This window comes from Paracoccus zhejiangensis (assembly GCF_002847445.1).
Lineage (GTDB): Bacteria > Pseudomonadota > Alphaproteobacteria > Rhodobacterales > Rhodobacteraceae > Paracoccus > Paracoccus zhejiangensis.
On sequence record NZ_CP025430.1, the window covers coordinates 2364947 to 2390384 of the forward strand.

The following is a 25438-nucleotide window of genomic DNA, read 5'->3' on the forward strand; positions in this document are numbered from 1 at the left end:
CTCCGTCAGGTCATTACCGGCGTCAGATCAACAAGCTGGATCATTCCGCGTCAAGCAGTTCCGCGTTTTCCAGCAGTTTCGGGTCCAGCCCTTCGGTCTTTTCCACCTTGGCCTCGGTCACCAGCCGCTCGATCTCGGCATCGACCTTGTCGCGGCGGACCTGCTGGACCAGTTGCTCCTTCACCTCGTCAAGCTTCGGCGGCTCGGCGGTGCGGGTGTCGTTCAGCTTGATGACATGCCAGCCGAATTCGGTCTGCACCGGGTCCGAGACCTGGCCCTTCTCCATCGCCTGAACCGCTTCGGCAAAGGCCGGCACCATCTGGTCGGCGGCAAACCAGCCGAGATCGCCCTTGTTCGGCCCCGACGGCCCGGTCGAGCGTTCCTCAGCCACGGTGCCGAAATCGGCGCCGCCATCCAGTTCGGCCTTCACCGCCTTGGCGTCCTCTTCGGTCTCGACGAGGATATGGGCGGCCGAGTATTCGGTCTTCGGCTCGGTCGCGCCGAAATACTTGTCATAGGCCGCCTTGATTTCCTCGTCGGTCGGCTCGGGCTCGGCCACCTTTTCCAGCGCCGCCGAGGCCAGGTAGGCGCGGCGCTGCAGTTCCAGGTTGGCGCGGTCGGCCGCGGTCAGCGTGTCGCCCTTGGCCGAGGCCACGGCGGTCTGGCGCACCAGCTGATCCAGCATCATCTGCCAGGTCGCGTCATCGGCGGTGATCGGCTGACCTTCGGCGCCCATGCGCTGGCCCATGGTGATCATCTCGCCCAGGGTGATGTCGAGGCCGTTGACCTTGGCGACCACGGTGTCCGCGTCCTGCGCCATGGCCGGGGCAAAGGGCAGGGCAAGCGCGAAGAGGGCGGCGGTGACGGTACGTTTCAGCATGGGAATTCCTTTGTCGGACAGGCCGATCCCGGCCTTGTGACGGGGCTCTGGCGTTGACACTTTGGCGGGGCACGCATACATCCGGCGCAACCAAGAAAGGCGCACCCGCCGCTTTTCGTTCCGGCCCCTGATACGGCAAGGCGGAGGGTGCGGGCAAGTGGCCCACCGGCCACGCGCTTTCCCAAAGCTGTGAAGGTAACATGATCGGCAATCTGGCGAAGATGGTCTTTGGCACCCCCAATGACCGCAAGGTAAAATCCGTCCGTCCGCTGGTGGCGCGCATCAACGCTCTCGAAGACGAGGCCAAGGCCCGCAGCGATGACGAGCTGATCGCGGCCACGCGGGCGCTGCAGGCCCGTGCGCAGGGTGGCGAATCGCTGGATGCGCTGCTGCCCGAGGCGTTCGCCAACTGCCGCGAGGGCGCCCGCCGCGCGCTTGGCCTGCGCGCCTTCGACGTGCAGCTGATGGGCGGGATCTTCCTGCACCAGGGCAATATCGCCGAGATGAAGACCGGCGAGGGCAAGACGCTGGTCGCCACATTCCCGGCCTATCTGAACGCGCTGACCGGCAAGCCCGTGCATGTCGTCACCGTCAACGACTACCTCGCCAAGCGTGACGCCGAATGGATGGGCAAGGTCTTTGCCCAGCTCGGCATGACCACCGGCGCCGTCTATCCCTTCCAGCCCGAGGCCGAGAAGCGCGCCGCCTATCAGGCCGACGTCGCCTATTCGACCAATAATGAGCTGGGTTTCGACTATCTGCGCGACAACATGAAGGGCACACTGGCCGAGATGGTCCAGCGCGGCCATTACTTCGCCATCGTCGACGAGGTCGATTCGATCCTGATCGACGAGGCCCGGACGCCGCTGATCATCTCAGGGCCGTCGCAGGACCGCAGCGAACTTTACATGGCGCTGGACCAGTTCATCCCGCAGCTGACCGAAGCCGATTACAAGCTGGACGAAAAGACCCGCAACGCGACCTATACCGAGGATGGCAACGAGCGGATGGAACAGATGCTGAGTGCCGCGGGCATCCTGCCCGAGGGCCAGACGCTCTATGATCCCGAATCGACCACCATCGTCCACCATGCCAACCAGGCGCTGCGCGCCCACAAGCTGTTCCAGAAGGACCAGCAATATATCGTGCGCGATGGCGAGATCGTCCTGATCGACGAATTCACCGGCCGGATGATGAAGGGCCGCCGCCTCTCGGACGGTCTGCATCAGGCCATCGAGGCCAAGGAGCGCGTGGCGATCCAGCCCGAGAACGTGACGCTGGCCAGCGTGACCTTCCAGAACTACTTCCGCCTCTATGACAAGCTGGCGGGCATGACCGGCACCGCCGCCACCGAGGCCGAGGAATTCGCCGAGATCTACAAGCTGGGCGTGGTCGAGGTTCCGACCAACCGCCCGGTCTCGCGCGAGGATGAGCACGACCGCGTCTATCGCACCGCGGCCGAGAAATTCGCCGCCGTGATCGATGCGGTCAAGGAATCGCACGCCAAGGGCCAGCCGACGCTGGTCGGCACCACCTCGATCGAGAAATCGGAACTGCTGTCGCAGATGCTGACCCAGGCCGGTATCGCCCATAACGTGCTGAACGCACGCCAGCACGAGGCCGAGGCGCAGATCGTCGCCGATGCCGGCAAGCCCGGCGCGGTGACCATCGCCACCAACATGGCCGGTCGCGGCACCGACATCCAGCTGGGCGGCAATGTCGAGATGAAGGTGATGGAGGCCTTGAAGGCCAATCCCGACGCCCATCCCGACGAGCTGCGCGCGCGGATCGAGGCCGAACATGCCGGCGACAAGCAGAAGGTGCTGGAATCGGGCGGTCTCTTCGTACTGGCCACCGAGCGCCATGAAAGCCGCCGCATCGACAACCAGTTGCGCGGTCGCTCGGGCCGTCAGGGCGACCCCGGCCGCTCGCTGTTCTTCCTGTCGCTCGACGACGACCTGATGCGCATCTTCGGCTCGGAGCGGCTGGATTCGGTCCTGTCGAAGCTCGGCATGAAGGATGGCGAGGCGATCATCCACCCTTGGGTGAACAAGTCGCTGGAGCGCGCGCAGGCCAAAGTCGAGGGCCGGAACTTCGACATCCGCAAGCAGCTGCTGAAATTCGACGACGTGATGAACGACCAGCGCAAGGCGATCTTCAGCCAGCGCCGCGAGATCATGGAATCGGGCGAGGTCGAGGAAATCGCCGCCGACATGCGCCACCAGCTGATCGACGACCTGGTCGACGAGCACCTGCCGCCCAAGGCCTATGCCGAGCAGTGGGACGTGGCCGGGCTGACCACGGCGGCGCGCGACAAGCTGAACATGAACCTGCCCATCGCCGATTGGGCCGCCGAGGAAGGCGTCGACCAGGAGGTCATGGCCGAGCGCATCGAGGCCGCCACCGACACCTACATGGCCGAGAAGACCGCGGCCTTCGGCGCCGAGAACATGCGCCAGATCGAAAAGCAGGTGCTGCTGCAGATGATCGACCAGAAATGGCGCGAGCATCTGGTGACGCTGGAACATCTGCGCTCGGTCGTGGGCTTCCGCGGCTATGCGCAGCGCGACCCGCTGTCGGAATACAAGACCGAGGCATTCCAGCTGTTCGAAACCCTGCTCGACGGGCTGCGCGGCGACGTGACCCAGCGTCTCGCCCAGATCCGTCCGCTGACCGACGACGAGCGGCAGGAGATGCTGCGACAGATGGCCGAGCAGCAGAAGGCGGCGCAAAGCCACCTGACCATGGAGCATGGCGACGAGCACCAGTCGGAAGACGATGCCAACAAACCCGCCCCGCTGGTCCAGGGCTTTGACGAGCAGAACCCCGACACCTGGGGCAACCCCTCGCGCAACGACCCCTGCCCCTGCGGCTCGGGCAAGAAGTTCAAGCACTGCCACGGCGCGATCTGATCGCGCCGTCCCTGCGGTCCTGAAAAAGGTCGGCGCGCCGTTCAGGCGCGCTCGAACTCCATCACCCAGTTGGTTTCCCAGGTCGCGCCGCCATCGGCGGACATGGCCTGTTCCCATCGCGGCGACCCGCTTTCGGTGTTCAGCCACAGGAACCTGACGGTGATCGGGCGGCCCTGCAGCTTGTCCTCGGCATAAAAGCTGCCAACTCCGTCCTTGAAGCGGCCGATGACTGGCACATCCAGCTGGTGCGGGCTGGCCGACGACAGCCACCAGATCGCCCAGGACTCGTTCGCCGGATCAAAGGCCCGGATCGCGATGGCCCGATAGGCGCCATCGGGAAAGTGGATCAGGTTATCTTCGATATTGCCATTGCCGCCCAGAACCGGACGCGCCTCCGAGGTGCCGGAAAACTCGTCCCACTCCTCGCAGCCGACCAGCCGCTCGCGCAGCCGGCGATGCCGCACATGCCATCGGCCAAACTCGAAATCGAAATCGCTGGACATCGCACCCTCCGGCTTCGCGCGACGCAGCCGGCATCGCGCATCATTTGTTCTCGTTTTGTTCATACCCGCATTTAAAGTCAATCAAAATCACCCGGCCATACCGCCACTGTGCGATCTGATCATTCCGCCGCAAGGCTCCCCTACGCGCCTGCCGCGCGGACCTGCGCCGCAATCTCGTCGGCGATCAACGGCAGGACCGGAGACGGCAGCTCGTGCCCGATGCCCGGAAGCAGCAGAAGCCTTGCGCCGGCAATGCCCTCGGCAATCGCACGCCCGTTGGCGACCGGCAGGATCGGGTCTTCGTCGCCATGGATCACCGAGACCGGGCCGGCGATGTCGCGAAAGCGCCCGGTCCAATCCTCGCGCAGGGTCAGGCCGGCATGGTTGAACATGCTGGCCGGGCTGTCAGTACGCGCCAGAACCCGCGCGATCCGGCTGCGCTGGCCCTGCTCGTCGAACGGAACCGCCGTTCCCGCCGACAGCCGCTCGCTGGCAAGCAGGAACTCGGTCACTGCCGCATCATCGGTCCAGTCCAATGTCCCGAGACCGGCAAAGTGATCCAGAAACGCGCCGGAGATATGCGGCAAGGGTGCGCCGTCCCAGCCCAGCGGCTCGGACGCGATCAGCACCAGCGATGCCGCCCTGTCCGGATGCTTGAGGGTCAGCATCTGCGCGATATAGCCGCCCAGTGACATGCCCACGACATGCGCCCGCGCCAGCCCATAGGCATCCAGAATGGCCAGCACATCGCCCGCCATATCCTCGACGGCATAGGTCGCTTCGCCCGGTGGAAGCGTCGTACTGCCGCCGGTGTCGCGATGATCGAAGCGGATCACGAATAGGCCCCGCTCGACCAGTGCGGTGCAGAAATCATCCGGCCAGCCCAGCATCGAGGCCGTCGCGCCCATGACCAGAACCACCGCCGGATCCCCCGGCTGGCCAAGAGTTTCGGTCATCAGGCTGATGCCCTTATGGTCTACTGCTTGCATAGGATCATCCTCGTCTCGACGTCGCGGCACAGTCCCTGAGCGGGCAAGGCGCTCCCCGGCCTACGGCGTATCGGGCGAGTTCGACAGTCCCGGCACAGCGTCAAGGAGATGAGCGCCACCCGCATGGCATCATTCCGCCAGTTTGCCCCGCAATCCAGCGGCGGCAACCCGCCGGGAAAGGTATCCCGCCATTGACCGAGTGCACCCAGAGGCCGATGCCAAGGGGTGTCGCAGCCGATCAGACCCGCCTGCGTGTGTAACTGTTGTGTTCAGGCTGCCATGCCCCGGCAAGGCAGCGCGTCAGAAGGTCCCCTGTCCGATGACCCGATCCCCCACCGCAAAGCTCGACATCATCGAGGCGCTGCGTTTCTTCGCCGCCATGTCGGTCGTCTTCGTCCATATCCCGACCGTTCGGGCCGGGCATTTCGGCGTCGATGCCTTCTTCATCATCAGCGGCTTCGTGATGATGCTGTCCACCCGGGTCTCGGGCGAGCAGTTCTTTCTCAAGCGCCTGATCCGCATCGTGCCGACCTATTGGCTTTTCACCCTAGGCGTCTTCGCCATTGCGCTTGTTCTGCCCGGGCTTCTGAACAACACCACCGCCAATGTCGAACACCTGCTGAAATCCCTGGCCTTCATCCCCTTCGACAAGAACGGCGCCGGCCATCTGCCGGTGCTGTTCCTGGGCTGGACGCTGAACTACGAGATGTATTTCTACCTGGTCTTCGCCATCGCGCTGACCATCTCGCATCGCTATCGCGCCCCGCTTGCCGCGCTCGGCATCTTTGCCGTCTGGCTGATCGGCGCCGGATCGGACAGCTTTCCGCTGCAGGTCTACCACAATTTCATCGTCTACGAGTTCGTGCTGGGGATGCTGGTCTACCTGCTTCTGGCCGAGCGATCGCTGGATCAGGCGGCCATGCTGGTGGCGATCCTGTTGCTGGCGGCGGCGCTGTCGGATGACAGCTTCGCGCATCGCTTCTACATCTTCGGGCTGCCGGCGGCGGTGCTGATCGCACTGGCGCTGATCATGTTCGCTGACAAGACCCTGCCGCCGCTTCTGCTGACCCTTGGCGGGGCCAGCTATGCGCTCTACCTGACCCATCCCTACGTGATCCAGGTCTTCGACAAGGTGACCCATTGGTTCAGCGGCACGCCGACCCAGCAGATGCTGGCACTGGTCCTGTCACTTGTGCTCGTGAACCTGCTGGCGGTGGCGGTCTACCTGCTGCTCGAGAGGCCCCTGCGCGATCATCTGCGCCGGAAACTGCTGCGGCCGCGCCGGCAGACACGCGACGCAACGGGGTAGTCAGTCAAGCTGCGCCGGCAGCTCCCAGCCCTTCAGCAACTCCGCAGCCGCCATCGGCTTCTTGCCGGCCCGCTGCGCCTCCAGCACCTCGACCGCGCCATCTCCGCAAGCCACGGTGAACCCGCCCAGCACCTGTCCCGGCGCGCCGCTGCCTTGGGCCACACGGCTGCGCAGCAGTTTCACCCGCTCGCCCGCCACCTCGCACCAGGCGCCGGGAAAGGGCGACAGCCCCCGGATCAGCCGGTCCACTTCGGCGACGGGCTGTTTCCAGTCGACCCGCGCCTCGGCCTTGTCGATCTTCTGCGCATAGGTCACGCCATCCTCGGGCTGCGGCTTGGCGGGCAGGGGCAATCGCCCCAGCACATCGACCACCAGTTCGGCCCCCATCACCGACAGCCGGTCATGCAGGTCTGCCGTGGTCTCCCCGGCCTTGATGGCGGTGCGCGCCTCGGCGAGAACCGGGCCGGTATCCAGCCCCGCCTCCATCTGCATGATAGCAACGCCCGTCTCGGCATCGCCCGACATCACCGCGCGATGGATCGGCGCAGCCCCGCGCCAGCGCGGTAGCAGGCTCGCGTGGATGTTCAGGCACCCCAGGCGCGGCGCATTCAGCACCGCTTGCGGCAGGATCAGCCCATAGGCCACGACCACGGCCACATCCGCCACCAGCTCCGCGAACTCGGCCTGCGCCTCGGCCCCCTTCAAACTGACCGGCACCCGCATCGGAATCCCTAACTCCTCGGCGGCAAGCTGCACCGGCGAAGGTCGCGGCTTCTGCCCGCGCCCCGCCGCGCGCGGCGGCTGCGAATAGACCGCCACCACCTCATGCTGGGCAGCAATGGCCCTGAGCGCCGGCACCGAGAAATCCGGCGTCCCCATGAAGATCACGCGCATGGCAGCCCCTTTCATCTTGGCATAAATATCCCGGGGTCTGGGGCAGAGCCCCAGCACAAACCCTCACCGCCGCGCCAGCTTGCCCGATTTCTGCACCAGCATCTTGCGGCGCAGGGGCGACAGGTGGTCGACATAGACCTTGCCGTTCAGATGGTCGATCTGGTGCTGCACCGAGGTCGCCCAGAGGCCGACGAAATCGCGTTCCTCGATCTCGCCCTGATCGTTCAGGAAGCGCACCGTCACCGCGCGGGGGCGTTCGATCTTGGCAAAGACGCCGGGCAGGTTGGGGCTGGCCTCGTCATGGCCGCGCAGCTTGACCGAGGCGTGCAGCACCTCGGGATTGGCCATGCGCACCACCTCGCCCCGCTTCTCCGAGGCATCGACGACCGCCAGCCGCAGCATGATCCCGATCTGCGGCGCGGCCAGACCGACGCCCGGCATCGCCTCCATCGTGTCGGTCATGTCGTCCCAGATCATCCGCACCGTCTCGGTGATCTCGGCCACCGGCTCGGCCGGGCGGTGCAAGCGCGGGTCGGTATAGGCGATGAAGGGGCGAACGGTCATTGCATCGTCCCGATCTGGCCCGCGCTGTCGAGCGGCGGAATGTCGATGATCAGCCGGCCATCCAGATGATCGGCCTCGTGCTGGGCGATGCGGGCGGCGTCGCCCTCCATCTCGCGCTGCTGGACCTTGCCATTCAGGTCGAACCAGCGGATCTCGATGCGGGCCGCGCGCACCACCTGCACCGGGCGGTCGGGGATCGAGAGGCAGCGTTCCTCGGCCTCTTCCAGCGGGCCGTGGCGGGCGATGATCTCGGGGTCCAGCAGCACCAGCGGTTCCGCAGCGCCCTGTTTCCAGCCGGCATCCATGACGAACAGCCGGCGCAGCAGCCCCACCTGCGGTGCGGCGAGGCCACGCCCCTCGGCGTCATACATGGTCGCCAGCATGTCGGCGGCGAGTTGCCGCAGATCGGGCCCGGTCAGGTAACCCGCCGGCGCGCAACGCTGCTGCAGCACCGGATCGGGATGCAGGACGATGGGCCGCAGAACCCCCGGGGGCAAGCCGTCAGGCACGGGCGCGCTCGCGCTTCAGCTTGACCATGCGGCGGGTGATCATCTGCCGCTTGATGGCCGAGATATGGTCGATGAACAGCACCCCGTTCAGGTGGTCCAGCTCGTGCTGCGCACAGGTCGCCCAGAGCCCGTCGAACTCCTCGACATGGGTCTTGCCGTCGAGGCCGAGCCAGCGCATCCGCACCTGCTTCGGCCGGGTCACATCGGCATATTGCTCGGGGATGGACAGGCAACCCTCGTCATAGGTGTTCTGCTCGTCCGATGACCAGTCGATCTCGGGGTTCAACAGCACCATCGGACGCGGCGCGGCATCGGGCTCACGGCTGGCATCCATGACGAAAATGCGTTGCAGCACGCCCACCTGCGGACCGGCAAGGCCGATGCCCGGCGCGTCATACATGGTGGCCAGCATGTCATCGGCCAGCGCCTCGATCTCGGGCGTGACGCGGGCAACGGGCTCCGCCACCTTTTTCAGGCGCGGGTCGGGATGGATCAGGATCGGGCGCAGGCTCATGCAAGCTGAGATAGGGCAAGCCTTGGCCCTGCGCAACAAGCCGCGTATGCAGGTGCTTAAAGGAAATCAGAGGTAAGGCATGGCACGTCCCGATTTTGACGAAGTGATCGACCGCATCGGCACCCGCTGCTCGAAATGGGATGACATGCAAAGCCATTACGGCGTCGACCCGCAGACGGGCATCTCGATGTGGGTGGCCGACATGGATTTCCGCCCGCCCGCCGCCGTCCAGCGCGCGGTCGAGGCGACGGTCGATCATGGCGTCTATGGCTATCCCGGCAAGAACCAGCCCTATCTGGACGCGATCCGCTGGTGGATGTCGAACCGGCATGGCTGGGAGGTTCAGCCCGACTGGATCCTGACCGCCGCCGGTCTGGTCAATGGCACGGCGCTGGCCGTCGATGTCTTCACCCAGCCCGGCGACCGGGTAATCCTGATGACGCCGGTCTATCACGCCTTTGCCCGCGTCATCCGCGCGAATGGCCGTGAGGTGGCGGAATTCCCGCTGCGTCAGGATGGCGCTGGCCTCTACCAGATGGATTGGGAGAACTGGGCCGGGCAACTGACCGGGCGCGAGAAGATGCTGATTCTCTGCTCGCCGCATAATCCCGGCGGGCGGGTCTGGACGGCCGAGGAGCTGCGGCAGGTCGCGGATTTCTGCAAGGCGCATGACCTGATCCTCGTCTCGGACGAGATCCATGCCGATCTGGTGATGCCCGACGCGCCGCGCCACATCGTCACCGCGCTGGCCGCGCCTGATGTCGCCGACCGGCTGATCACCCTGACCGCCGCGACCAAGACCTTCAACATCGCCGGCGCCCATATCGGCAATGCGATCATCGCCGATCCCAGGCTGCGCGCCGCCTACCAGGCCCGGCAGATGGCGCTTGGCCTCTCGCCCGGGCTCTTTGGTCAGGACATGGTCGCCGCCGCCTATTCGCCCGAGGGGGCGGCATGGGTCGACGCGCTGGTCGCGTATATCGACGGCAACCGGCGGCTGTTCGACGAGGGGGTAAGCGCCATTCCCGGCCTCCGCTCGATGCCGCTCGAGGCGACCTATCTGGCCTGGGTCGATTTCTCGGGCACCGGCATGACCCGCGACGAATTCACCGCCCGGGTGCAGGATCAGGCCGCCATCGCCGCCAATCACGGCACCACCTTCGGCTCGGGCGGCGAGGATTTCCTGCGCTTCAACCTCGCCACCCCCCGCGCCCGCGTGGCCGAGGCGGTCGCGCGGCTGCAGCAGGCGTTCAAAGACCTGCAATGAGGCGACTGGCGCGGGTCTTTTCGGCGCTCTGTCTGGCGCTGATCCTCTGGGGGGTCTGGCTGGTGCTGGCCCCCGACTTGACCCCGCGCCACGATGCGCCGGTCGTCACCGTGCCGCAGCGCCCCGAGACCAGGCCAGAGCGGCCACAGGCGGCACTGCAAGGGCAGGTCGACCGCATCCTGATCGAGAAATCGGCCCGGCGCATGACGGTGTTTCGGGACGGCGAAAGCCTCAAGACCTATCGCATCGGGCTGGGCTTCCAGCCCGATGGCACCAAGCTGCGGCAGGGCGACGGCCGCACGCCCGAGGGCCTGTTCCGCATCGACCGCCGCAATGATGCCAGCGCCTATCACCTGTCGCTCGGCATCGACTATCCCCGGCCACAGGACCGCGACCGGGCGAAAGCAGCGGGCGTCGATCCGGGCGGCGACATCTTCATCCACGGCCAACCGAACCAGCGACCCGATGGCGAGGTGTTGGCGGGCGACTGGACGGCGGGCTGCATCGCCGTCAGCGATGCCGAGATCCGCGAACTCTTTGCCGCCGCCAAGATCGGCACCGAGGTCGAGATCCGGCCCTGATCCCGCCTCATGGCCGGCCCGCGTTGCAATCACCCGGCCATGCGATCATATAGTCCGCAACCGCTGACCGGAGTCCGATCACATGACCTATCTCGAATTCGAAAAGCCCTTGGCTGATATCGAGGGCAAGGCCGAAGAGCTGCGCGCCCTCGCCCGCAAGGACGAGAATGCCGTGGATGTCGAGAAAGAGGCCGCCGCGCTGGACAAGAAGGCCAGCGGGATGCTGAAGGATCTCTACAAGAGCCTCGATCCGTGGCGGAAAACCCAGGTCGCACGCCATGCCGACCGGCCGCATTGCAGCGACTATATCAACGCGCTCTTTACCGAATACACGCCGCTGGCCGGCGACCGCGCCTTTGGCGACGACCATGCGGTGATGGGCGGCCTCGCCCGTTTCAACGATGCGCCCTGCGTCATCATCGGCCATGAAAAGGGCAATGACACCAAGTCGCGCATCCACCACAATTTCGGCATGGCCCGGCCCGAGGGCTATCGCAAGGCGATCCGGCTGATGGACATGGCCAGCCGCTTCGGCCTGCCCGTCATCACGCTCGTCGACACGCCGGGTGCCTATCCCGGCAAGGGCGCCGAGGAACGCGGGCAAAGCGAGGCCATCGCCCGCTGCACCCAGAAATGCCTCGAGATCGGCGTGCCGCTGGTCTCGGTCATCATCGGCGAGGGCGGCTCGGGCGGGGCCGTGGCCTTTGCGACCGCGAACCGCATCGCCATGCTGGAACATTCGATCTATTCGGTGATTTCGCCCGAAGGCTGCGCCTCGATCCTGTGGAAGGATGCCGAGAAGATGCGCGAGGCGGCGCAGGCGCTGCGCCTGACCGCGCAGGACCTGAAGGAACTGGGCATCATCGATCGCATCATCGCCGAGCCGATGGGCGGCGCGCAGCGCCATCCGGGCGAGACGATCAAGGCCGTGGGCAAGGACATCGCTGCCATGCTGAAAGAGCTGTCGGGCCAGAAGCCCGCGCAGCTGATCCGCGACCGCCGCGCCAAGTTCCTGGCGATGGGTAACAAGGGATTGCCCGCCTGATGAACCCCTGGGTCCTTCTGACTCTCGCCGGTCTGCTCGAGGTGGTCTGGGCGCTGTCGCTGAAATATTCCGACGGCTTCACCCGGCTGGTGCCCTCGATCGTCACCATCATCGCCGCCGCCGCCAGCTTCTGGCTGCTGGCCGCCGCCCTGCGCCACCTGCCCGCCGGCACCGCCTATGCGGTCTGGACCGGCATCGGCGCGCTTGGCGTGGCGGTGCTGGGCATCCTCTGGCTGGGCGAATCCACAGCGCCGCTGAAGCTGGCCGGGATCGGGTTGATCGTCGCCGGGATCGCGGCGCTGAAGCTGGCGTGATCCGGCGGCCAAGGCGGGCCCCTGTCACCCATCGGCAACACCCCGATCCGGTCACGATCCCGTGACCGGTTTTTTCTTGCCGCGACTCGCCCACCCGGTCAGGTTGCAAAGACTTTCCACCAGCCTGACAAGAGGAGGGCGACCATGCATCATTACTCGATCCGACGCGCCTTTGATCTGGCGGCCTCGTGGACTGGCACCGGCGTATTGCGCCGCTGCTGATCGGCCTCAGGGCCAATCCCCACAAAATCCGGGTGACTGACGCAGACCGTTTCGGCTGCGCCTGACCTGTATCCTCCTTTTGACAAGGGCCCGCCCATGCGCGGGTCCGCAGGTGACTGACATGATTGCAAGATTGCCACTGGGGGCGGTCCCCCCACGCGCGGCGCTTGAACGGCTGATCGCCCGGCATGGTACCCGGGCGGTGCTGATGGGCATGGTGATGGCGCTGCTGCGCCCGGGCCGCAAGCGCCGTAGGCGGCATCGGATGCTGCCGACCGAGCAGATCAGCCCGCATCTCAGGCGTGATCTGGGGCTTCTGCCCCATATCCCGGCCGAGCCGCCGCGCTACTGGAACCACTACTGAACCGCGCCGGCGCGCCGCCCTACCACAGAGTCAGGGCGGCGCGTCCGGGCCATTCGGCATCGTAGGTCGCGCCGCCGACCTCGCCATCGGTCAGACCCGCAAGGATCTGCCCGGCTGTGGCCAGCCCGTCGCTGTCATCGGCGCCAGCCCACAGCCCCGCCCGCATCACCGCGCGGGCGCATTGGAAATAGACCTCGCCGATCTGCAGCACGATGACCGTGCGCGGCAGTTTTCCATCGCGTTCAAAGGCTTGGCACAGATCCGCATCGTCGGTCAGCCGCGCCTGCCCGTTCACCCGGATCACCGTATTGGACCCACGGATCAGGAACATCAGGCTGACCCGGCCATCGCGGGCGATATTTTTCAGCGAATCGATCCGCTCGTTCCCTCGCCAGTCGGGCAGGACCAGATGCTTCTCGTCGAGGATGCGCACCACCGGGCCATCATCCCCGCGCGGGCTGGCATCGGTGCCCTCCGGGCCAACCGTCGACAGCACACAGAACCGGGAAGCCTTTATAAAGGCTTCATAATCTGGCGTCAGCCGATCGGTGACCTTGCGCAATGCTGCCGCGACGGGCGTGCCATAGATCCCCGCCAGATCACCTTCGGACAACCACTTCATGCCTTGAACCCCGCTTCCGCCATCAGCTGGTCCGACCGGGTCTCGATCGCCTCTTCCAGCCAGGGAATGACCCGATCGCTCGGCAGATCTGCCGGAACCGCCGGGAGGAACTCGATCACCGCGCGCCCCGGACGGATGCCCCAGCCCTTGCGCGGCCAGAACAGGCCCGTATTCACCGCCACTGGAATGACCTCCAAGCCGGTCGCGGCGCGGATGGTGGCGACGCCATGCTTGTAGGGCTTGCGCTGCCCCGGCAGCGTCCGCGTGCCCTCGGGATAGATGATCAGCTGGCCCAGCACGCCGCGCTGCATCCGCTCGCGGATGCGCGCCGAGATCGCCTTCATCGCATCCTTCCCGCGCGAGCGGTCGATCGGCACGCTGCCCACCTTCTTCGCATACCAGCCCATGATCGGCACGCGCATCACCTCGCGCTTCATGATGAAGGCGCGGCGCGGCACGGAATGGGCCAGCACGAGGATGTCCCAGAAGCACTGATGCTTGGCGGCGACAATGCAGTCATGGGTGGGCGGGGTGCCGCGCACCTCGCAGATCAGCCCCAGATGCCAGCGCGCCGCGCGCACCAGATAGCCGATCCAGGTCGAGGCGACATGATTGGCCCCCTCTTCGCCCCGGCGCAGCACCACGAACAGGCCCCAGAAGCCGATGATCAGCGTGGCGAGGCCGATATGGAGATAGAAGAGCACGTTCTGGACATATTGCCAGAGCGTCAGCCGCCCCGGCTGGGGCGAGAAGGCGGCGCTCATCGCACCTGTCCCAGCATGGTCAGCGCCGCCCAACGGGTGGCCAGAAAGCCCACGGCGGCGGCGACCAGCGGGATCAGCAGCGCCCAGAGCCAGCCCCAACCCTGAAAGCCGAGCCCGGTCAGGAACTGGCCGCTGTCCTCCATATCCGGCAGGGCGATGACCGCCAGCAGGCCCAGCACCGTCCCCACGCTCGCACCCAGGGCGGCGCGGCGGGTAAAGCGGCGGACAAAGGCGGTGGCGATGGTGATGTCGCGCGCGCCGATCAGCCGCAGCACCCGGATCACCTGCCCATTCGCCGCCAGCGCCGCCCGCGCCGCCAGCGTGATCATCGCCGCCGAGGCCGCCGCGATCAGCAAGAGCGAGAAGATCCCCAGCATCTGCAAGCGGCTGGCTGCCGAGACCAGCGGCCGGCGCCATTCGGTATGGTCGTCCAAGACAGCATTCGGCACCTCGCCCTCGAGCCTCAGGCGCAGCCCCGCCGCGTCGAAGTCGCTTGCATCGATGATCGGCAGCTCGATCAGCCGCGGCACCGGCAGGGCATCGACCGGCACGTCCGGGCCGAACCACGGGGTTAGCAGGTCGGCGATTTCCGCGTCATCGAGCAGACGCGGCTCGCCCACGCCGGGGGTGGCGCGCAGGATCTGCATCACGTTCTCGGTCTGCGCCTCGACCTCGGTCGAGGGGGCCGAGACCCGCACGGTCACGGTCTGCGCCAGCGACTCGGCCCAACGGTCGGCCAGCCGCCCGGTCGCCAGCGACAGCGCCAGCGCAAACACCGCCAGAAAGGCCATGGCCCCGGCGGCGAACAGCGTCAGTTGCGCGGTGAAGCCGGTCGGCGGCACGATCCGGTCGCCCGAGGCGCCATCGCCGGTCAGGCTGGTGACCAGCGCCCTGAGATCCAGCCCCTTGACCGACCCGCCCGAGAGTTTCGGCAGTTTCACAGATCCGCCCCCGCCAGTTGCAATGTCCCGTTGGCAATCCGCAGCACCCGCGCCGCGACCTGCGCCTTGGTGGCGCGGATCAGGTTCAGGTCATGCGTGGCCACCATCACCGTCTTTCCCGACCGGTTCAACTCGATCAAGAGCTGCATCAGCCGCATCGACATGTCCCAGTCCAGGTTGCCGGTCGGCTCGTCCGCCAGCACCAGGTCGGGCGACAGGATCACTGCCCGCGCCAAGGCCACCCGCTGCCGCTCGCCGCCTGACAGCGAGCCGGGCAGCACCCGGGCCTGTTGCGCAAGGCCAACCCAGCCCAGAAGATCGCGCATGGCGGCCATATCGACCGGCTGGCCGGAAATGGTCAGCGGCAGCGCGACATTCTCGGCCACCGGCAGATGATCCAGGAACTGCGGGTCCTGATGCACCACGCCGACCTTGCGGCGCAGCGCGGCGATGCCGTCACGGGTCAGCCCGCGCAGATCCTGCCCCAGCGCCGTCATCCGCCCCGAACTCGGCAAGAGATCGGCATAGCACAGCCGCATGAAGGTGGTCTTGCCCGAGCCCGACGGCCCGGTGAGGAAATGGAATGACCCCGGCTGCAGGCTCAGCGTCATGCCAGAGAGCAACGGTTCTCCGCCCTGATAGCCGAACCCGGCATCCTGCATCTCGATCAAAAGGCACCCCCTTCGCGCCCGGCGACTTGGAAGCCGGGCGTGGGCTTGATAGAACAGCAGGGCGCCGAATGCGAGAGGGCGGGATGGGTGAAATACGTCTGACATGCCCGGAATGCGGGGCCGAGTACCGGGTCGATGCCAGTGCGATCCCTGCGGATGGCCGCGATGTCGAATGTTCCTCCTGCGGGCATGGCTGGCACGAACCGGGTGCGGCTGTCCCGAAAGGGCCGATGACGGCTGCGCCCGAGACCGGCCCGAGGCTGAACCGACCCCTGCCCGATTCGGTGCTGTCGGTTCTGCGGGAAGAGGCCGAGTTGGCCCGCCGCCAGCGCGGCGAGGCGGTCGAGCCGGAAGAGTCGACGGTCATCCTGACCACCGACCCGCCGATGGCCGGCCCGGCACCCTCGCGCCATATCAACGACCGGCCGCAGCGTCCCGGCGACAGCGCACCTGCGCAGGACAAGCTGGAGGTCACGGTCAACCGCACCACGCCCCACGGCCATGCGCGGACGGTCAACCCGCTGCACGAAGAGGAAGCGGGGGCCAAGGATCGCGCTGGCTACCTGCGCGGCTTCGCCCTGTCGCTCGCTGTCGCGGCCAGCCTGCTCTTGGCCTATGTCCTGACGCCCGGCACCGGTGATCAGGGCCAGTTGGCGGCGTTCCGCGTCGCGGTGGATGACGGTCGCGTCTGGCTGCATCAGAGCGTCTTCGGCACCGGCGAATAGCCCCGATCAGAACCGGTCCAGCAAGCGGCCCAGGTAGTCGCGCTCATCCTCGGGCCGCGTGCGCTCGCCGCTGCGGCGGCGGATCTCGTCCAAGAGATCACGCGCCCGCCGCGCCGGATCGATGCCCTCGGCCAGAGGATCGCCATCGGTGATGGTATTGCCATTGCCGGAGAGCTGGCGGCCCAAGGGATCGCGCTGCGCCCGGCGGTCATAGGGCAGGCCGTTCTCGCCATCGCGCATCGCCTGTCCGGCCTGACCGCCCGGCTGCTGGCCCTCCTGCCCCGGCTGCTGCCCGTCCGGCCCCTCGGCCCCGCGCTGGCCCTGTCCCAGCATGTCGCCAAGCGCCCGCATTCCCTCGCGCATCGACTGGATGGCATCGGCCTGCCGTTCCAGCGCGCCCGACATGTCGCCCTCGCGCAGCGCCTGTTCGGCCTGATCCATCGAGCGCCCAGCCTCGTCCAGCGACTGCCGCGCCGCATCGCCCTGTTCCGAGCCCTGCCCGGGCATCAGCCCCTGCTGTTGTCCCAGTTCCTCGCGCAGCTGGCCCTGACGCTCGGCCAGATCCTGGCTGCCCTGCTGGCCGCCTTGGCCGAACTGTTCCTGCATCTCGCGGAAGGCCTCGTCGGACAGGCGCTGCTGTTCGCGCAGCGTATCGGCCAGCCGGTTCATCGACTGGTTGCCCTCCTGCCCCTGACCCTGCTGGCCCTGACCGCCCGACTGGCCCTGCGTCACCTGCAGGTTCTCCATCATCCGGTTGAACTGCTCCAGCAATTGCTGGGCCTCGGCCATGCGGCCCTCGTTCATCAGCCGCTGGATCTCGTCCATCATCTGCTGGATCATGTCGCCGGTGACGACCTGCGACTGCTGGTTCTGGGTGAAGCGGTCGGCGGGGTCGGGCTGGCCCTGTTCGGCCAGCATCCGGGTATAGTTGTCCGTGGCTTCCTTCAACTCGTCCATCAGCCGCTGGATCTCGTCGGGGCTGGCGCCGTTGCGGATCGCCTCGGACAGCTTTTCCTGCGCCTGCTTCATCGCCTCCAGCGCATCGGCCAGCCCACCATCCTCCAGCTGGATCGCCGCCTGCCACAGGGCCTCGGCCAGCTTGTCGCGCGCCTCGGGGGTCAGCGGACCGGCCTCCAGCACGCCCACGCCGGCGCGCAGTTGCAGGTACAGCGGCTGGTCAACATAGCCCTCGGGCTGCCATGTCACAGCGCGCAGGATTTCGGCGCTGCGGCGGGCGTTCTCGCGCGACCACAAGAGATCGCGGCGCATCTCGATCAGCGCGGCGGCCAGCGGGTCAAAGAAGCGCCGGCCCGGCAGGATGGTCTGCATCGGCTCGGAGAGACCCTCCTGATCGATCCCGTCCAGCACCGACAGCCGCACCGTCACCGGCAGGTTGGCCCAGGGATGCCGCGCCAGATCCTGCACCAGCTGGGCCTGAACCTCTTTCCGCGCGCCATTGGGCATCGGCAATTCCAGCGCGATGGGCTCGCGCGGCTCGGGATCGATGGCGAGTCCGAAGGTCCGCGGCACCGAGGCCAGATCAAGTTCGATCCCGGCGCTGCCAGCGACCACGCCATGATCGTCATCGGCGGTGAAATCCTGCACCAGTCGGCCATCCGCCCGCCGGGTCGGAGCATCGCCGGGGCGGATGCGCGGGGCGGCATCGGGCAGCACGGTCACGTCGAAACGCCGCCCGGCCACTTCGATCACCCCGCTCTGCATCGCCTCGAAGGCCGGGGCCTGCGCCTCGTTGCCCTGCGCGGGGCCGATATCCTGCGTCACGCCCGCGCCCTCGCCGTAGAGCCGGAAGCTGACGGCGCTGCCCTTGGGCAGTTCCAGCACCTCGCCCTCGGGCAGGGCGTTCAGATAGATCGTCGGGCGGCGGGTATAGGCGGGCGGCTCGGCCCAGCCTTCCCAGCTTGGCCCGGTGGCAATGTCCGGCATCTGGCTTGCGGGAGGCCGGAAGGTCGCGGCCACGGCCGAGAGTCCCTGCCCCAGATTGCCCGCCCCGCCAAAGATCAGGGCCATGACCAGCGCCACCATCGCCGCCAGCCGTAGCGCCAGCGGATCGCGGCGGTTCAGCCCGGCATCGGGGGCAACGGCCCGCGCGGCTTCGGCCCGCGCCCGCATCTGCGCCTGATGGGCCTGCCACAGCGCGCCCTCGCCGCCCAGGGCCGCCTGATCGCGCAAGGCCGAGAGGGGCCGCCCCGGCAGGGTCGCATCCACGCGCGCCAGTGCCGCCGCCTCGCCCACGCGGCCAAAGCGCAATCCGCCCCGGACCGCCGCGACGACCAGCGCCAGCACCGCAGCGCCCAAAAGCCACGGCAGAACCGCCGCTGGCAAGGAGCTAATGAGCCCCAGCCAGAAGGCGGCAAAGACTACCGCCGCCAGCGCCGCGAGGGGCCAGAAGGCCCGCGCCACCTGCTCCCAGACCATGCCGGCATGGGTCAACCGCAGCGCACGCACGACAACCGGCGCGTCGACCTTCATCCTGGAAGAAATATCCTCCGGGGCCCGGGGGTGGGAAACCCCCGGCTCCTCTCGCCGTCGCAGGAACCGCCCTATAGCCATTCCGGGATGGTATCGCGGGCGAGGATTTCCTCAATGCTCGGTCTGGCCCGGATGACGGCAAATTGATCGCCGCTGACCAGCACCTCGGGCACAAGCGGACGGGTGTTGTATTCCGAGGCCATGGCCGCGCCGTAAGCCCCGGCCGAGCGGAAGGCGACCAGATCGCCCGCCATCATCGCCGGCAGCTGTGTGCCCTTCTGGAAGGTGTCGCCGGTCTCGCAGACCGGGCCGACCACATCCATGGCGCTGACCTCGGCCCCGAGCGTAGGCTCGTTCACCGGTACGATGTCATGATGCGCGCCATACATGGCCGGGCGCAGCAGGTCATTCATCGCCGCGTCGAGGATCAGGAAATCGCGCCCCTCTCCCTCTTTCAGGTAGATGACCGAGGCCAGCAGGATCCCGGCATTGCCGACGATGTTGCGCCCCGGCTCGATCTCGATCTCGCAGCCGAGATCGCCCACCGCGTCGCGGATCACCTGCCCGTATTCGATGGGCAAGGGCGGCGCATTGTTGTCGCGGCGATAGGGGATACCCAGACCGCCGCCCATGTCGAGGCGGGTGATCGTGTGGCCGTCGCCCCGCAGCGCCCGGACCAGGTCGGCCATCTTGGCATAGGCTTGGCGGTAGGGGTCGAGATCGGTCAGCTGGCTGCCGATATGCATGTCCACGCCCACGACCTGCAGCCCCGGCAGACGCGCGGCCTCGGCATAGACCTCCCGCGCCTTGGCGATGGGAATGCCGAACTTGTTTTCCGACTTGCCGGTGGCGATCTTCTCATGGGTCTTGGCGTCCACGTCCGGGTTCACCCGGATGGCGATGGGGGCAACCGCGCCCATGCTGTCGGCCAGTTGCGACAGCGCCTGCAATTCCGCCTCGCTTTCGACGTTGAACTGGCGGATACCGCCCTCCAGCGCCATGCGCATCTCGGCGATGGTCTTGCCGACGCCGGAAAAGACGATCCGCTCGCCCGGCACCCCGGCCGCCTTGGCGCGGGCATATTCGCCGCCCGAGACCACATCCATCCCCGCCCCCAGATCGCCCATCAGCTTCAGGATGGCGAGGTTGGAATTGGCCTTCACCGCGTAGCAGACCAGATGCGGCGTCCACTCGAGCGCTTGCTGGAACAGGCCGAAATGCCGGGTCAGCGTGGCCGTGGAATAGACATAGACGGGGGTGCCGACCTCGGCCGCGATGCGCGACAGCCGGACGTCCTCGGCGCAGAGATGACCATTCTGATAGTTGAAGTGATCCATTTACAGCGTCGCCTGCATCCCGATCCGCGCCTCGCCCGAGACCGTCACGCCGGGCTGCGGTTTCGGCTCGACCGGACGTTCCGGCGGGCCGTCAACACCACAGGCAGCCAGCGCCGCAAGCGCGATCAGCGCAATAAGTTTCATGCCAACACCTCTTTCCAGCGCGCGATCTGCGCCCGCACCTGGTCAGGCGCGGTGCCGCCATAGCTTTGCCGCGAGGCGACCGAGTTGTGCACCCCCAGAACCGAGTAAACCGACTGGTTGATCGCCGGATTGACCGTCTGCATCTCGGCCATGGTCAGCTCGTCCAGGTCGACGCCCTTCTTTTCCGCCATCGCCACCAACGCGCCGGTCGCGTGATGGGCGTCACGGAAGGGCAAGCCCGCCTCGCGCACCAGCCAGTCGGCGAGATCGGTGGCGGTCGAGAAGCCGGCCGAGGCGGCGGCCTCCATCTTCTCGCGATTGGCGGTCAGGTCCGACAGCATCCCGGTCATCGCCGCCAAGGCCAGCATCAGGTGGTCGGCGGCGTCAAAGACCTGTTCCTTGTCCTCCTGCATGTCCTTGGAATAGGCCAAGGGCAGGCCCTTCATCACCGTGAAGAGGGCGACCGTCGCGCCGAGGATGCGGCCGATCTTGGCCCGGATCAGTTCGGCCGCGTCGGGATTGCGCTTCTGCGGCATGATCGACGAGCCGGTGGACCATTTGTCCGACATCGAGACAAAGCGGAACTGGGCCGAGGACCAGATGACCAGTTCTTCCGCCAGTCGCGACAGGTGAACCGCGCAGATCGACGAGGCCGACAGGAATTCCAGCGCGAAATCCCGGTCGCTGACCGCGTCGAGGCTGTTGGCCATCGGCCGGTCGAAATCCAGCGCCTTCGCGGTCGCCGCGCGGTCCAGCGGATAGCCGGTCCCGGCCAGCGCGGCCGCGCCGAGGGGCGATTCGTTCATCCGCCTGCGCGCATCCTGAAAGCGCGACAGGTCGCGGCCGAACATCTCGACATAGGCCATCATGTGATGGCCCCAGGTCACCGGCTGCGCGGTCTGCAGATGGGTGAAGCCGGGCATGACCCAGTCAGCCCCCGCTTCGGCCTGGGCCAGCGCCGCGCCGATCAGCGCGCGAAGCCCCTCGATCGCCGCATCGCACTGATCGCGCACCCAGAGCCGGAAATCGGTCGCCACCTGGTCGTTGCGCGAGCGGCCGGTATGCAGCCGCCCCGCCGGCTCGCCGATCAGCTCTTTCAGCCGCGCCTCGACATTCATGTGAATGTCCTCAAGCGCGCTGGAGAAGGGGAAATTTCCGCCCTCGATCTCTGACAAGACCGTGAGCAGCCCTTCCCGGATGGCGGTGGCGTCGCTATCGCTGATGATGCCTTGCGCGGCCAACATGGCGGCGTGGGCCCGGCTGCCCCGGATGTCCTGGGCATACAAGCGCTTGTCGAAGCCGATCGAGGCGTTGATCTGTTCCATGATCGCGTCCGGCCCGGCAGCGAAGCGCCCGCCCCACATCGTGTTGGCGGATTTGGTCTGGTCGGTCATCGGCGATCCTTCGGAGGTCTCATGCTGCGTTCGCTTCTGCTTTATACGGCGCTGGTTTTCGGTGCAAATGCGGCTTTCGCCGGGGCCATCGACTTCGAGGCTGCCAAGGCGAACGGATTAGCCAAGCTGGTCGAGACCGAGCCGACCGATCTGCCCGATACGGTGTTTCTCGATGCAGATGGTAATGAGGTCCGGCTGTCCGATTACCAGGGCAAGGCGATCCTGTTGAACTTCTGGGCGACATGGTGCGCCCCCTGCCGCGAGGAAATGCCGGCGCTGGACGAATTGCAGGGCGAGCTCGGCGGTGACGAGTTCCAGGTACTGACCGTGGCCACCGGGCGCAATGCGCGCGAGGCGATCGACAAGTTCTACGCGGAAACCGGCGTGGAACACCTGCCGATCCTGACCGATGCCCGGCAGCAACTGGCCCGCGACATGGGCGTGCTGGGCCTGCCGGTGACGGTGCTGATCTCGCCCGAGGGGCAGGAGGTCGCCCGCCTGCCCGGCGATGCGGACTGGGCCTCGGACGCCGCCAAGCAGGTCATCCGGGAGTTGACAGCGCCCTGACCTCGGCATGGCGCGGGCAGCCGGTCAGGTGGTCGTTCACCAGCCCGCAGGCCTGCATGAAGGCATAGGTGATGACCGGCCCGCAGAAGTTGAAGCCGCGCTTTTTCAGCGATTTGGACATTTCGGTCGATTCGGGCGTGGCGGTGGCCACGTCGCTCATCGCCGCCGGGCGGTTCTGGATCACCTCGCCGCCGGTGAAGCCCCAGATATAGGGGGTGAAGCCCTCGGCCCCCTCGATCTCCAGGAACAGCCGTGCGCCCTTGACCGTTGCGGCGATCTTGCCGCGATGGCGGATGATGCCCGGATTCTGCAGGGCCTGCTCGATCCGCGCCTCGTCCCACCGGGCCACGCGCTCGGGATCGAAACCCTCGAATTCCTCGCGGAAACTGTCGCGCTTGCGCAGGATGGTGATCCAGCTGAGCCCGGCCTGAAACCCGTCCAGAACCAGCTTCTCCCACAAGGCGCGGGGATCGCGCTCGGGCACGCCCCATTCGCTGTCGTGATAGGCGACGTAAAGCGGATCGGTCCCGCACCAGGGGCAGCGTTCGGTCATGATGGGTTAACCTGATTTCCAGAAAAGGGGCGGGTTTAACCGGAAGTTAGGCCATCATGACCATGCTGCAAAGGCAGGACATGCAGGAGTCGCGATGTGAGCGGGGGCAATCAGTCGGATATGGGATCACCGCTGGATTTCGCCATCGACCAGCAGACCCGAATCACCATGCCCGCGGTTCAGGCCGCCGTGGCCCAGGGCCATGCCCTTCTGGCCTATCAGCCGGTGGTGCAATCCGGCCGGACCGGGCGACCGGCCTTTTACGAGGGCCTCATCCGGGTGGTCGACGATTCCGGTCGCATCGTTCCGCTGAAGGATTTCATGCCGGTGGCCGAGACGATGGAACTGGGCCGCCAGATCGACTGCCTGTCGCTGCAACTCGGTCTGACCGCGCTGGCCGAGGAGCCCTCGCTGCGCCTCTCGATCAACATGTCGGCGCGGTCCATCGGCTATCCGCACTGGATCCAGACCCTGCGCTCTGGCCTCGGAAACGCGCCCGAAATCGCCGAACGGCTGATCCTGGAAATCACCGAAAGCTCGGCCATCCAGCTGCCGGCCGAGGTCGGGCATTTCATGCGCGAGGTCCAGGGCTATGGCGTCAGCCTGGCGCTGGACGATTTCGGCGCCGGCTATACCTCGTTCCGCTATCTGCGCGATTTCTGCTTTGATATGATCAAGATAGACGGACAGTTCATCCGCGAGATCAGCCAGAACCCCGACAACCAGGTGCTGACCCGCGCGCTGCAATCCATCGCCATCCATTTCGACATGTTCACCGTCGCCGAATCGGTCGAGACCGCCGAGGACGCGGCCTTTCTGATCGATCTCGGGATCGATTGCCTGCAGGGTTACTATTTCGGCGCGCCGACGATTGCACCGCCGTGGAAAAGTCCCCCGGCAAAGGCGCAGCGCTAGAACCCGGGATCGGCCACCACGCTCGGGGCCGATCGTCGCAGTTGGCGGCCGCTGTCGGCCAGAGAAGCCGATGTGCCAGCGCCGCGACGGACAAGGCCTCAGCCGCTGCAAGCCGGTCGCCGGGCTCCGCCGCCCGCCAACCAATCTCGCGCAAGTTCCGTATTCCCCCCGTCCCGGCCTTGACGCCACGTCGCGAAATCGCATCCTAGGCGCCGACGCCGGCCCCGCCGGCAAACCTGGATGGGAAGGAGCCCCCTCATGACGAAAGCCGTTATCGTTTCCGCTGCCCGCACGCCGGTTGGCAGCTTCCTGGGATCCTTCGCCAATGTTCCGGCGCATGACCTGGGTGCCACCGTGCTGAAGGCCGTGGTCGAGCGCGCCGGCGTCGATCCCGCCGAAGTCAGCGAAACCATCCTCGGCCAGGTGCTGACCGCGGCGCAGGGCCAGAACCCCGCGCGTCAGGCCCATATCAATGCCGGTCTGCCGAAGGAATCGGCGGCCTGGGGTCTCAACCAGGTCTGCGGTTCGGGTCTGCGCGCGGTGGCACTGGCCGCCCAGCAGGTCAGCCTTGGCGATGCCGAGATCGTCATTGCCGGCGGCCAGGAAAGCATGTCGCTGTCGCCGCACGCCTCTTACCTGCGCGCCGGTCAGAAGATGGGCGACATGCAGGCCATCGACACGATGATCCGCGACGGCCTCTGGGACGCGTTCAACAACTATCACATGGGCCAGACCGCCGAGAACGTGGCCGAGAAGTTCCAGATCACCCGAGAGGCGCAGGACGAATTCGCCGTCTCCAGCCAGAACAAGGCCGAGGCCGCGCAGAAGGCCGGCAAGTTCGATGACGAGATCGTCGGCTATACCGTCAAGACCCGCAAGGGCGACACGGTCGTCGACAAGGACGAGTATATCCGCCACGGCGCCACGCTGGAGGCGATGCAGAAGCTGCGCCCGGCCTTCACCCGCGACGGTTCGGTGACTGCCGGCAACGCTTCGGGCCTGAATGACGGCGCCGCCGCCGTTATGGTCATGTCCGAGGAAGAGGCCGCCCGCCGCGGCCTGACCCCGCTGGCTCGCATCGCCTCCTACGCGACCGCCGGCCTCGACCCGGCGATCATGGGCGTGGGCCCGGTCTATGCGAGCCGCAAGGCGCTGGAGAAAGCCGGCTGGAAGGTCGGCGATCTGGACCTTATCGAGGCGAACGAGGCCTTTGCCGCGCAGGCGCTGGCGGTGAACAAGGAGATGGGCTGGGACCCCGAGATCGTGAACGTGAACGGCGGCGCCATCGCCATCGGCCACCCGATCGGTGCCTCGGGCGCGCGCATCCTGAACAGCCTGATCTTCGAGATGGGCCGCCGCGACGCCAAGAAGGGCATCGCCACGCTGTGCATCGGCGGCGGCATGGGCGTCGCCCTCTGCCTCGAGCGTTGATCGGGGACTATCCGGCC

Annotated in this window: 27 protein-coding genes; 11 read left to right on the top strand and 16 right to left on the bottom strand. The window is 66.8% G+C overall.

The window, feature by feature from the left end; genetic code table 11:
* Positions 1–40 precede the first annotated feature (40 nt).
* Positions 41–880 (bottom strand): peptidylprolyl isomerase, encoded by an 840-nt coding sequence (locus CX676_RS11475; protein WP_101752736.1) that lies wholly within the window; start codon positions 878–880, stop codon positions 41–43.
* A 200-nt stretch (positions 881–1080) separates the two neighbouring features.
* On the opposite strand from CX676_RS11475, the gene secA reads away from it, so the two are divergent.
* On the top strand, positions 1081–3792 hold the full coding sequence (gene secA, locus CX676_RS11480; protein WP_101752737.1) for a preprotein translocase subunit SecA: 2712 nt from the start codon (positions 1081–1083) through the stop codon (positions 3790–3792).
* A gap of 41 nt (positions 3793–3833) precedes the next feature.
* Here secA and CX676_RS11485 read toward each other — a convergent pair whose 3' ends face one another.
* Together CX676_RS11485 and CX676_RS11490 are read right to left on the bottom strand one after the other, a co-directional pair.
* Positions 3834–4295, bottom strand: a complete 462-nt coding sequence (locus tag CX676_RS11485; RefSeq protein ID WP_101752738.1) for a DUF1579 domain-containing protein — start codon at positions 4293–4295, stop codon at positions 3834–3836.
* 140 nt (positions 4296–4435) lie between these two features.
* Positions 4436–5251 carry an alpha/beta fold hydrolase gene (locus CX676_RS11490; protein ID WP_232816425.1) on the bottom strand — a complete coding sequence of 272 codons (816 nt, stop codon included), beginning with the start codon at positions 5249–5251 and terminating at the stop codon, positions 4436–4438.
* Positions 5252–5603: 352 nt separating this feature from the next.
* Between CX676_RS11490 and CX676_RS11495 the strand changes: the two genes are divergently transcribed.
* Entirely contained in the window at positions 5604–6593 is a 990-nt protein-coding gene (locus CX676_RS11495; protein WP_101752740.1) for an acyltransferase family protein, read from the top strand.
* Here CX676_RS11495 and fmt read toward each other — a convergent pair whose 3' ends face one another.
* The 4 genes from fmt to def (CX676_RS11515) all read right to left on the bottom strand — a co-directional run bounded on the left by fmt (position 6594) and on the right by def (CX676_RS11515) (position 9074).
* The gene (fmt, locus tag CX676_RS11500) at positions 6594–7487 is read right to left on the bottom strand and encodes a methionyl-tRNA formyltransferase (RefSeq protein ID WP_101752741.1); all 894 of its coding nucleotides are present in this window, start codon (positions 7485–7487) and stop codon (positions 6594–6596) included.
* Between the two features lie 63 nt (positions 7488–7550).
* Positions 7551–8051: a peptide deformylase gene (gene def / locus CX676_RS11505; RefSeq protein WP_101752742.1), complete on the bottom strand. Its 501-nt coding sequence runs from the start codon at positions 8049–8051 to the stop codon at positions 7551–7553.
* On the bottom strand, positions 8048–8560 hold the full coding sequence (def, locus tag CX676_RS11510; RefSeq protein WP_232816426.1) for a peptide deformylase: 513 nt from the start codon (positions 8558–8560) through the stop codon (positions 8048–8050). Before def (CX676_RS11510) ends, def (CX676_RS11505) begins: the two co-directional genes overlap by 4 nt.
* Entirely contained in the window at positions 8553–9074 is a 522-nt protein-coding gene (gene def / locus CX676_RS11515; protein WP_101752743.1) for a peptide deformylase, read from the bottom strand. Before def (CX676_RS11515) ends, def (CX676_RS11510) begins: the two co-directional genes overlap by 8 nt.
* Positions 9075–9153: 79 nt before the next feature.
* Between def (CX676_RS11515) and CX676_RS11520 the strand changes: the two genes are divergently transcribed.
* From CX676_RS11520 to CX676_RS11540, 5 genes are all read left to right on the top strand, one after another.
* A complete protein-coding gene (locus tag CX676_RS11520; protein WP_101752744.1) occupies positions 9154–10341 on the top strand; it encodes a MalY/PatB family protein in 1188 nt (395 codons plus the stop codon).
* Positions 10338–10922 (top strand): L,D-transpeptidase family protein, encoded by a 585-nt coding sequence (locus CX676_RS11525; protein WP_101752745.1) that lies wholly within the window; start codon positions 10338–10340, stop codon positions 10920–10922. Before CX676_RS11520 ends, CX676_RS11525 begins: the two co-directional genes overlap by 4 nt.
* 82 nt (positions 10923–11004) lie before the next feature.
* The gene (locus CX676_RS11530) at positions 11005–11967 is read left to right on the top strand and encodes an acetyl-CoA carboxylase carboxyltransferase subunit alpha (protein ID WP_101752746.1); all 963 of its coding nucleotides are present in this window, start codon (positions 11005–11007) and stop codon (positions 11965–11967) included.
* Positions 11967–12281 (top strand): quaternary ammonium compound efflux SMR transporter SugE, encoded by a 315-nt coding sequence (gene sugE, locus CX676_RS11535; RefSeq protein WP_101752747.1) that lies wholly within the window; start codon positions 11967–11969, stop codon positions 12279–12281. Before CX676_RS11530 ends, sugE begins: the two co-directional genes overlap by 1 nt.
* Positions 12282–12624: 343 nt before the next feature.
* Positions 12625–12867, top strand: coding sequence for a hypothetical protein (locus CX676_RS11540; RefSeq protein ID WP_101752748.1), 243 nt, complete (start codon positions 12625–12627; stop codon positions 12865–12867).
* A gap of 19 nt (positions 12868–12886) precedes the next feature.
* Here CX676_RS11540 and CX676_RS11545 read toward each other — a convergent pair whose 3' ends face one another.
* Genes CX676_RS11545 through CX676_RS11560 form a run of 4 tightly spaced genes read right to left on the bottom strand, consistent with a single transcriptional unit; the run spans position 12887 to position 15865 of the window.
* Entirely contained in the window at positions 12887–13489 is a 603-nt protein-coding gene (locus tag CX676_RS11545) for a pyridoxamine 5'-phosphate oxidase family protein (protein ID WP_101752749.1), read from the bottom strand.
* The gene (locus CX676_RS11550; RefSeq protein WP_101752750.1) at positions 13486–14253 is read right to left on the bottom strand and encodes a lysophospholipid acyltransferase family protein; all 768 of its coding nucleotides are present in this window, start codon (positions 14251–14253) and stop codon (positions 13486–13488) included. The genes CX676_RS11545 and CX676_RS11550 overlap by 4 nt, the downstream gene beginning before the upstream one ends.
* On the bottom strand, positions 14250–15188 hold the full coding sequence (locus tag CX676_RS11555; protein ID WP_408634490.1) for a cell division protein FtsX: 939 nt from the start codon (positions 15186–15188) through the stop codon (positions 14250–14252). Before CX676_RS11555 ends, CX676_RS11550 begins: the two co-directional genes overlap by 4 nt.
* Before the next feature lie 2 nt (positions 15189–15190).
* A complete protein-coding gene (locus tag CX676_RS11560) occupies positions 15191–15865 on the bottom strand; it encodes a cell division ATP-binding protein FtsE (protein WP_101752751.1) in 675 nt (224 codons plus the stop codon).
* An 83-nt stretch (positions 15866–15948) separates the two neighbouring features.
* Here CX676_RS11560 and CX676_RS11565 point away from each other — a divergent pair, with 83 nt between their 5' ends.
* Positions 15949–16590, top strand: a complete 642-nt coding sequence (locus tag CX676_RS11565) for a zinc-ribbon domain-containing protein (RefSeq protein ID WP_232816427.1) — start codon at positions 15949–15951, stop codon at positions 16588–16590.
* Positions 16591–16596: 6 nt separating this feature from the next.
* On the opposite strand, the gene CX676_RS11570 is transcribed toward CX676_RS11565, so the two are convergent.
* From CX676_RS11570 to argH, 4 genes are all read right to left on the bottom strand, one after another.
* Positions 16597–19080, bottom strand: coding sequence for a DUF4175 domain-containing protein (locus CX676_RS11570; protein WP_101752752.1), 2484 nt, complete (start codon positions 19078–19080; stop codon positions 16597–16599).
* A 71-nt stretch (positions 19081–19151) separates the two neighbouring features.
* Positions 19152–20417: a diaminopimelate decarboxylase gene (lysA, locus tag CX676_RS11575; protein WP_101752753.1), complete on the bottom strand. Its 1266-nt coding sequence runs from the start codon at positions 20415–20417 to the stop codon at positions 19152–19154.
* Positions 20418–20561, bottom strand: a complete 144-nt coding sequence (locus CX676_RS22775; RefSeq protein ID WP_198590181.1) for a lipoprotein — start codon at positions 20559–20561, stop codon at positions 20418–20420. It lies immediately after the preceding gene.
* Positions 20558–21955 carry an argininosuccinate lyase gene (argH, locus tag CX676_RS11580; RefSeq protein WP_101752754.1) on the bottom strand — a complete coding sequence of 466 codons (1398 nt, stop codon included), beginning with the start codon at positions 21953–21955 and terminating at the stop codon, positions 20558–20560. The genes CX676_RS22775 and argH overlap by 4 nt, the downstream gene beginning before the upstream one ends.
* A gap of 21 nt (positions 21956–21976) precedes the next feature.
* Here argH and CX676_RS11585 point away from each other — a divergent pair, with 21 nt between their 5' ends.
* Positions 21977–22522, top strand: coding sequence for a TlpA disulfide reductase family protein (locus CX676_RS11585; RefSeq protein ID WP_101752755.1), 546 nt, complete (start codon positions 21977–21979; stop codon positions 22520–22522).
* On the opposite strand, the gene CX676_RS11590 is transcribed toward CX676_RS11585, so the two are convergent.
* Positions 22497–23075 (bottom strand): DNA-3-methyladenine glycosylase I, encoded by a 579-nt coding sequence (locus CX676_RS11590; protein WP_101752756.1) that lies wholly within the window; start codon positions 23073–23075, stop codon positions 22497–22499. The two genes, CX676_RS11585 and CX676_RS11590, sit on opposite strands and share 26 nt — an antisense overlap.
* 120 nt (positions 23076–23195) lie before the next feature.
* On the opposite strand from CX676_RS11590, the gene CX676_RS11595 reads away from it, so the two are divergent.
* Together CX676_RS11595 and CX676_RS11600 are read left to right on the top strand one after the other, a co-directional pair.
* On the top strand, positions 23196–23990 hold the full coding sequence (locus CX676_RS11595; RefSeq protein ID WP_101752757.1) for an EAL domain-containing protein: 795 nt from the start codon (positions 23196–23198) through the stop codon (positions 23988–23990).
* A gap of 258 nt (positions 23991–24248) precedes the next feature.
* A complete protein-coding gene (locus CX676_RS11600; RefSeq protein WP_101752758.1) occupies positions 24249–25421 on the top strand; it encodes an acetyl-CoA C-acetyltransferase in 1173 nt (390 codons plus the stop codon).
* The last annotated feature ends 17 nt before the right edge of the window (positions 25422–25438 follow it).

Excerpts from the sequence above, each read along its gene's own strand:
- CX676_RS11490 (WP_232816425.1), bottom strand. The coding sequence starts at position 5,251 with ATGACCGAAACTCTTGGCCAGCCGGGGGATCCGGCGGTGGTTCTGGTC.
- CX676_RS11540 (WP_101752748.1), top strand. The coding sequence starts at position 12,625 with ATGATTGCAAGATTGCCACTGGGGGCGGTCCCCCCACGCGCGGCGCTT.
- CX676_RS11595 (WP_101752757.1), top strand. The coding sequence starts at position 23,196 with ATGGGATCACCGCTGGATTTCGCCATCGACCAGCAGACCCGAATCACC.
- secA (WP_101752737.1), top strand. The coding sequence starts at position 1,081 with ATGATCGGCAATCTGGCGAAGATGGTCTTTGGCACCCCCAATGACCGC.
- CX676_RS11565 (WP_232816427.1), top strand. The coding sequence starts at position 15,949 with ATGGGTGAAATACGTCTGACATGCCCGGAATGCGGGGCCGAGTACCGG.
- CX676_RS11530 (WP_101752746.1), top strand. The coding sequence starts at position 11,005 with ATGACCTATCTCGAATTCGAAAAGCCCTTGGCTGATATCGAGGGCAAG.
- CX676_RS11525 (WP_101752745.1), top strand. The coding sequence starts at position 10,338 with ATGAGGCGACTGGCGCGGGTCTTTTCGGCGCTCTGTCTGGCGCTGATC.
- CX676_RS11570 (WP_101752752.1), bottom strand. The coding sequence starts at position 19,080 with ATGAAGGTCGACGCGCCGGTTGTCGTGCGTGCGCTGCGGTTGACCCAT.
- fmt (WP_101752741.1), bottom strand. The coding sequence starts at position 7,487 with ATGCGCGTGATCTTCATGGGGACGCCGGATTTCTCGGTGCCGGCGCTC.
- CX676_RS11590 (WP_101752756.1), bottom strand. The coding sequence starts at position 23,075 with ATGACCGAACGCTGCCCCTGGTGCGGGACCGATCCGCTTTACGTCGCC.
- def (WP_101752742.1), bottom strand. The coding sequence starts at position 8,051 with ATGACCGTTCGCCCCTTCATCGCCTATACCGACCCGCGCTTGCACCGC.
- CX676_RS11585 (WP_101752755.1), top strand. The coding sequence starts at position 21,977 with ATGCTGCGTTCGCTTCTGCTTTATACGGCGCTGGTTTTCGGTGCAAAT.
- def (WP_101752743.1), bottom strand. The coding sequence starts at position 9,074 with ATGAGCCTGCGCCCGATCCTGATCCATCCCGACCCGCGCCTGAAAAAG.
- CX676_RS11495 (WP_101752740.1), top strand. The coding sequence starts at position 5,604 with ATGACCCGATCCCCCACCGCAAAGCTCGACATCATCGAGGCGCTGCGT.
- CX676_RS11520 (WP_101752744.1), top strand. The coding sequence starts at position 9,154 with ATGGCACGTCCCGATTTTGACGAAGTGATCGACCGCATCGGCACCCGC.
- lysA (WP_101752753.1), bottom strand. The coding sequence starts at position 20,417 with ATGGATCACTTCAACTATCAGAATGGTCATCTCTGCGCCGAGGACGTC.
- CX676_RS11485 (WP_101752738.1), bottom strand. The coding sequence starts at position 4,295 with ATGTCCAGCGATTTCGATTTCGAGTTTGGCCGATGGCATGTGCGGCAT.
- CX676_RS11545 (WP_101752749.1), bottom strand. The coding sequence starts at position 13,489 with ATGAAGTGGTTGTCCGAAGGTGATCTGGCGGGGATCTATGGCACGCCC.
- argH (WP_101752754.1), bottom strand. The coding sequence starts at position 21,955 with ATGACCGACCAGACCAAATCCGCCAACACGATGTGGGGCGGGCGCTTC.
- CX676_RS11550 (WP_101752750.1), bottom strand. The coding sequence starts at position 14,253 with ATGAGCGCCGCCTTCTCGCCCCAGCCGGGGCGGCTGACGCTCTGGCAA.
- CX676_RS11475 (WP_101752736.1), bottom strand. The coding sequence starts at position 880 with ATGCTGAAACGTACCGTCACCGCCGCCCTCTTCGCGCTTGCCCTGCCC.
- CX676_RS11600 (WP_101752758.1), top strand. The coding sequence starts at position 24,249 with ATGACGAAAGCCGTTATCGTTTCCGCTGCCCGCACGCCGGTTGGCAGC.
- sugE (WP_101752747.1), top strand. The coding sequence starts at position 11,967 with ATGAACCCCTGGGTCCTTCTGACTCTCGCCGGTCTGCTCGAGGTGGTC.
- CX676_RS22775 (WP_198590181.1), bottom strand. The coding sequence starts at position 20,561 with ATGAAACTTATTGCGCTGATCGCGCTTGCGGCGCTGGCTGCCTGTGGT.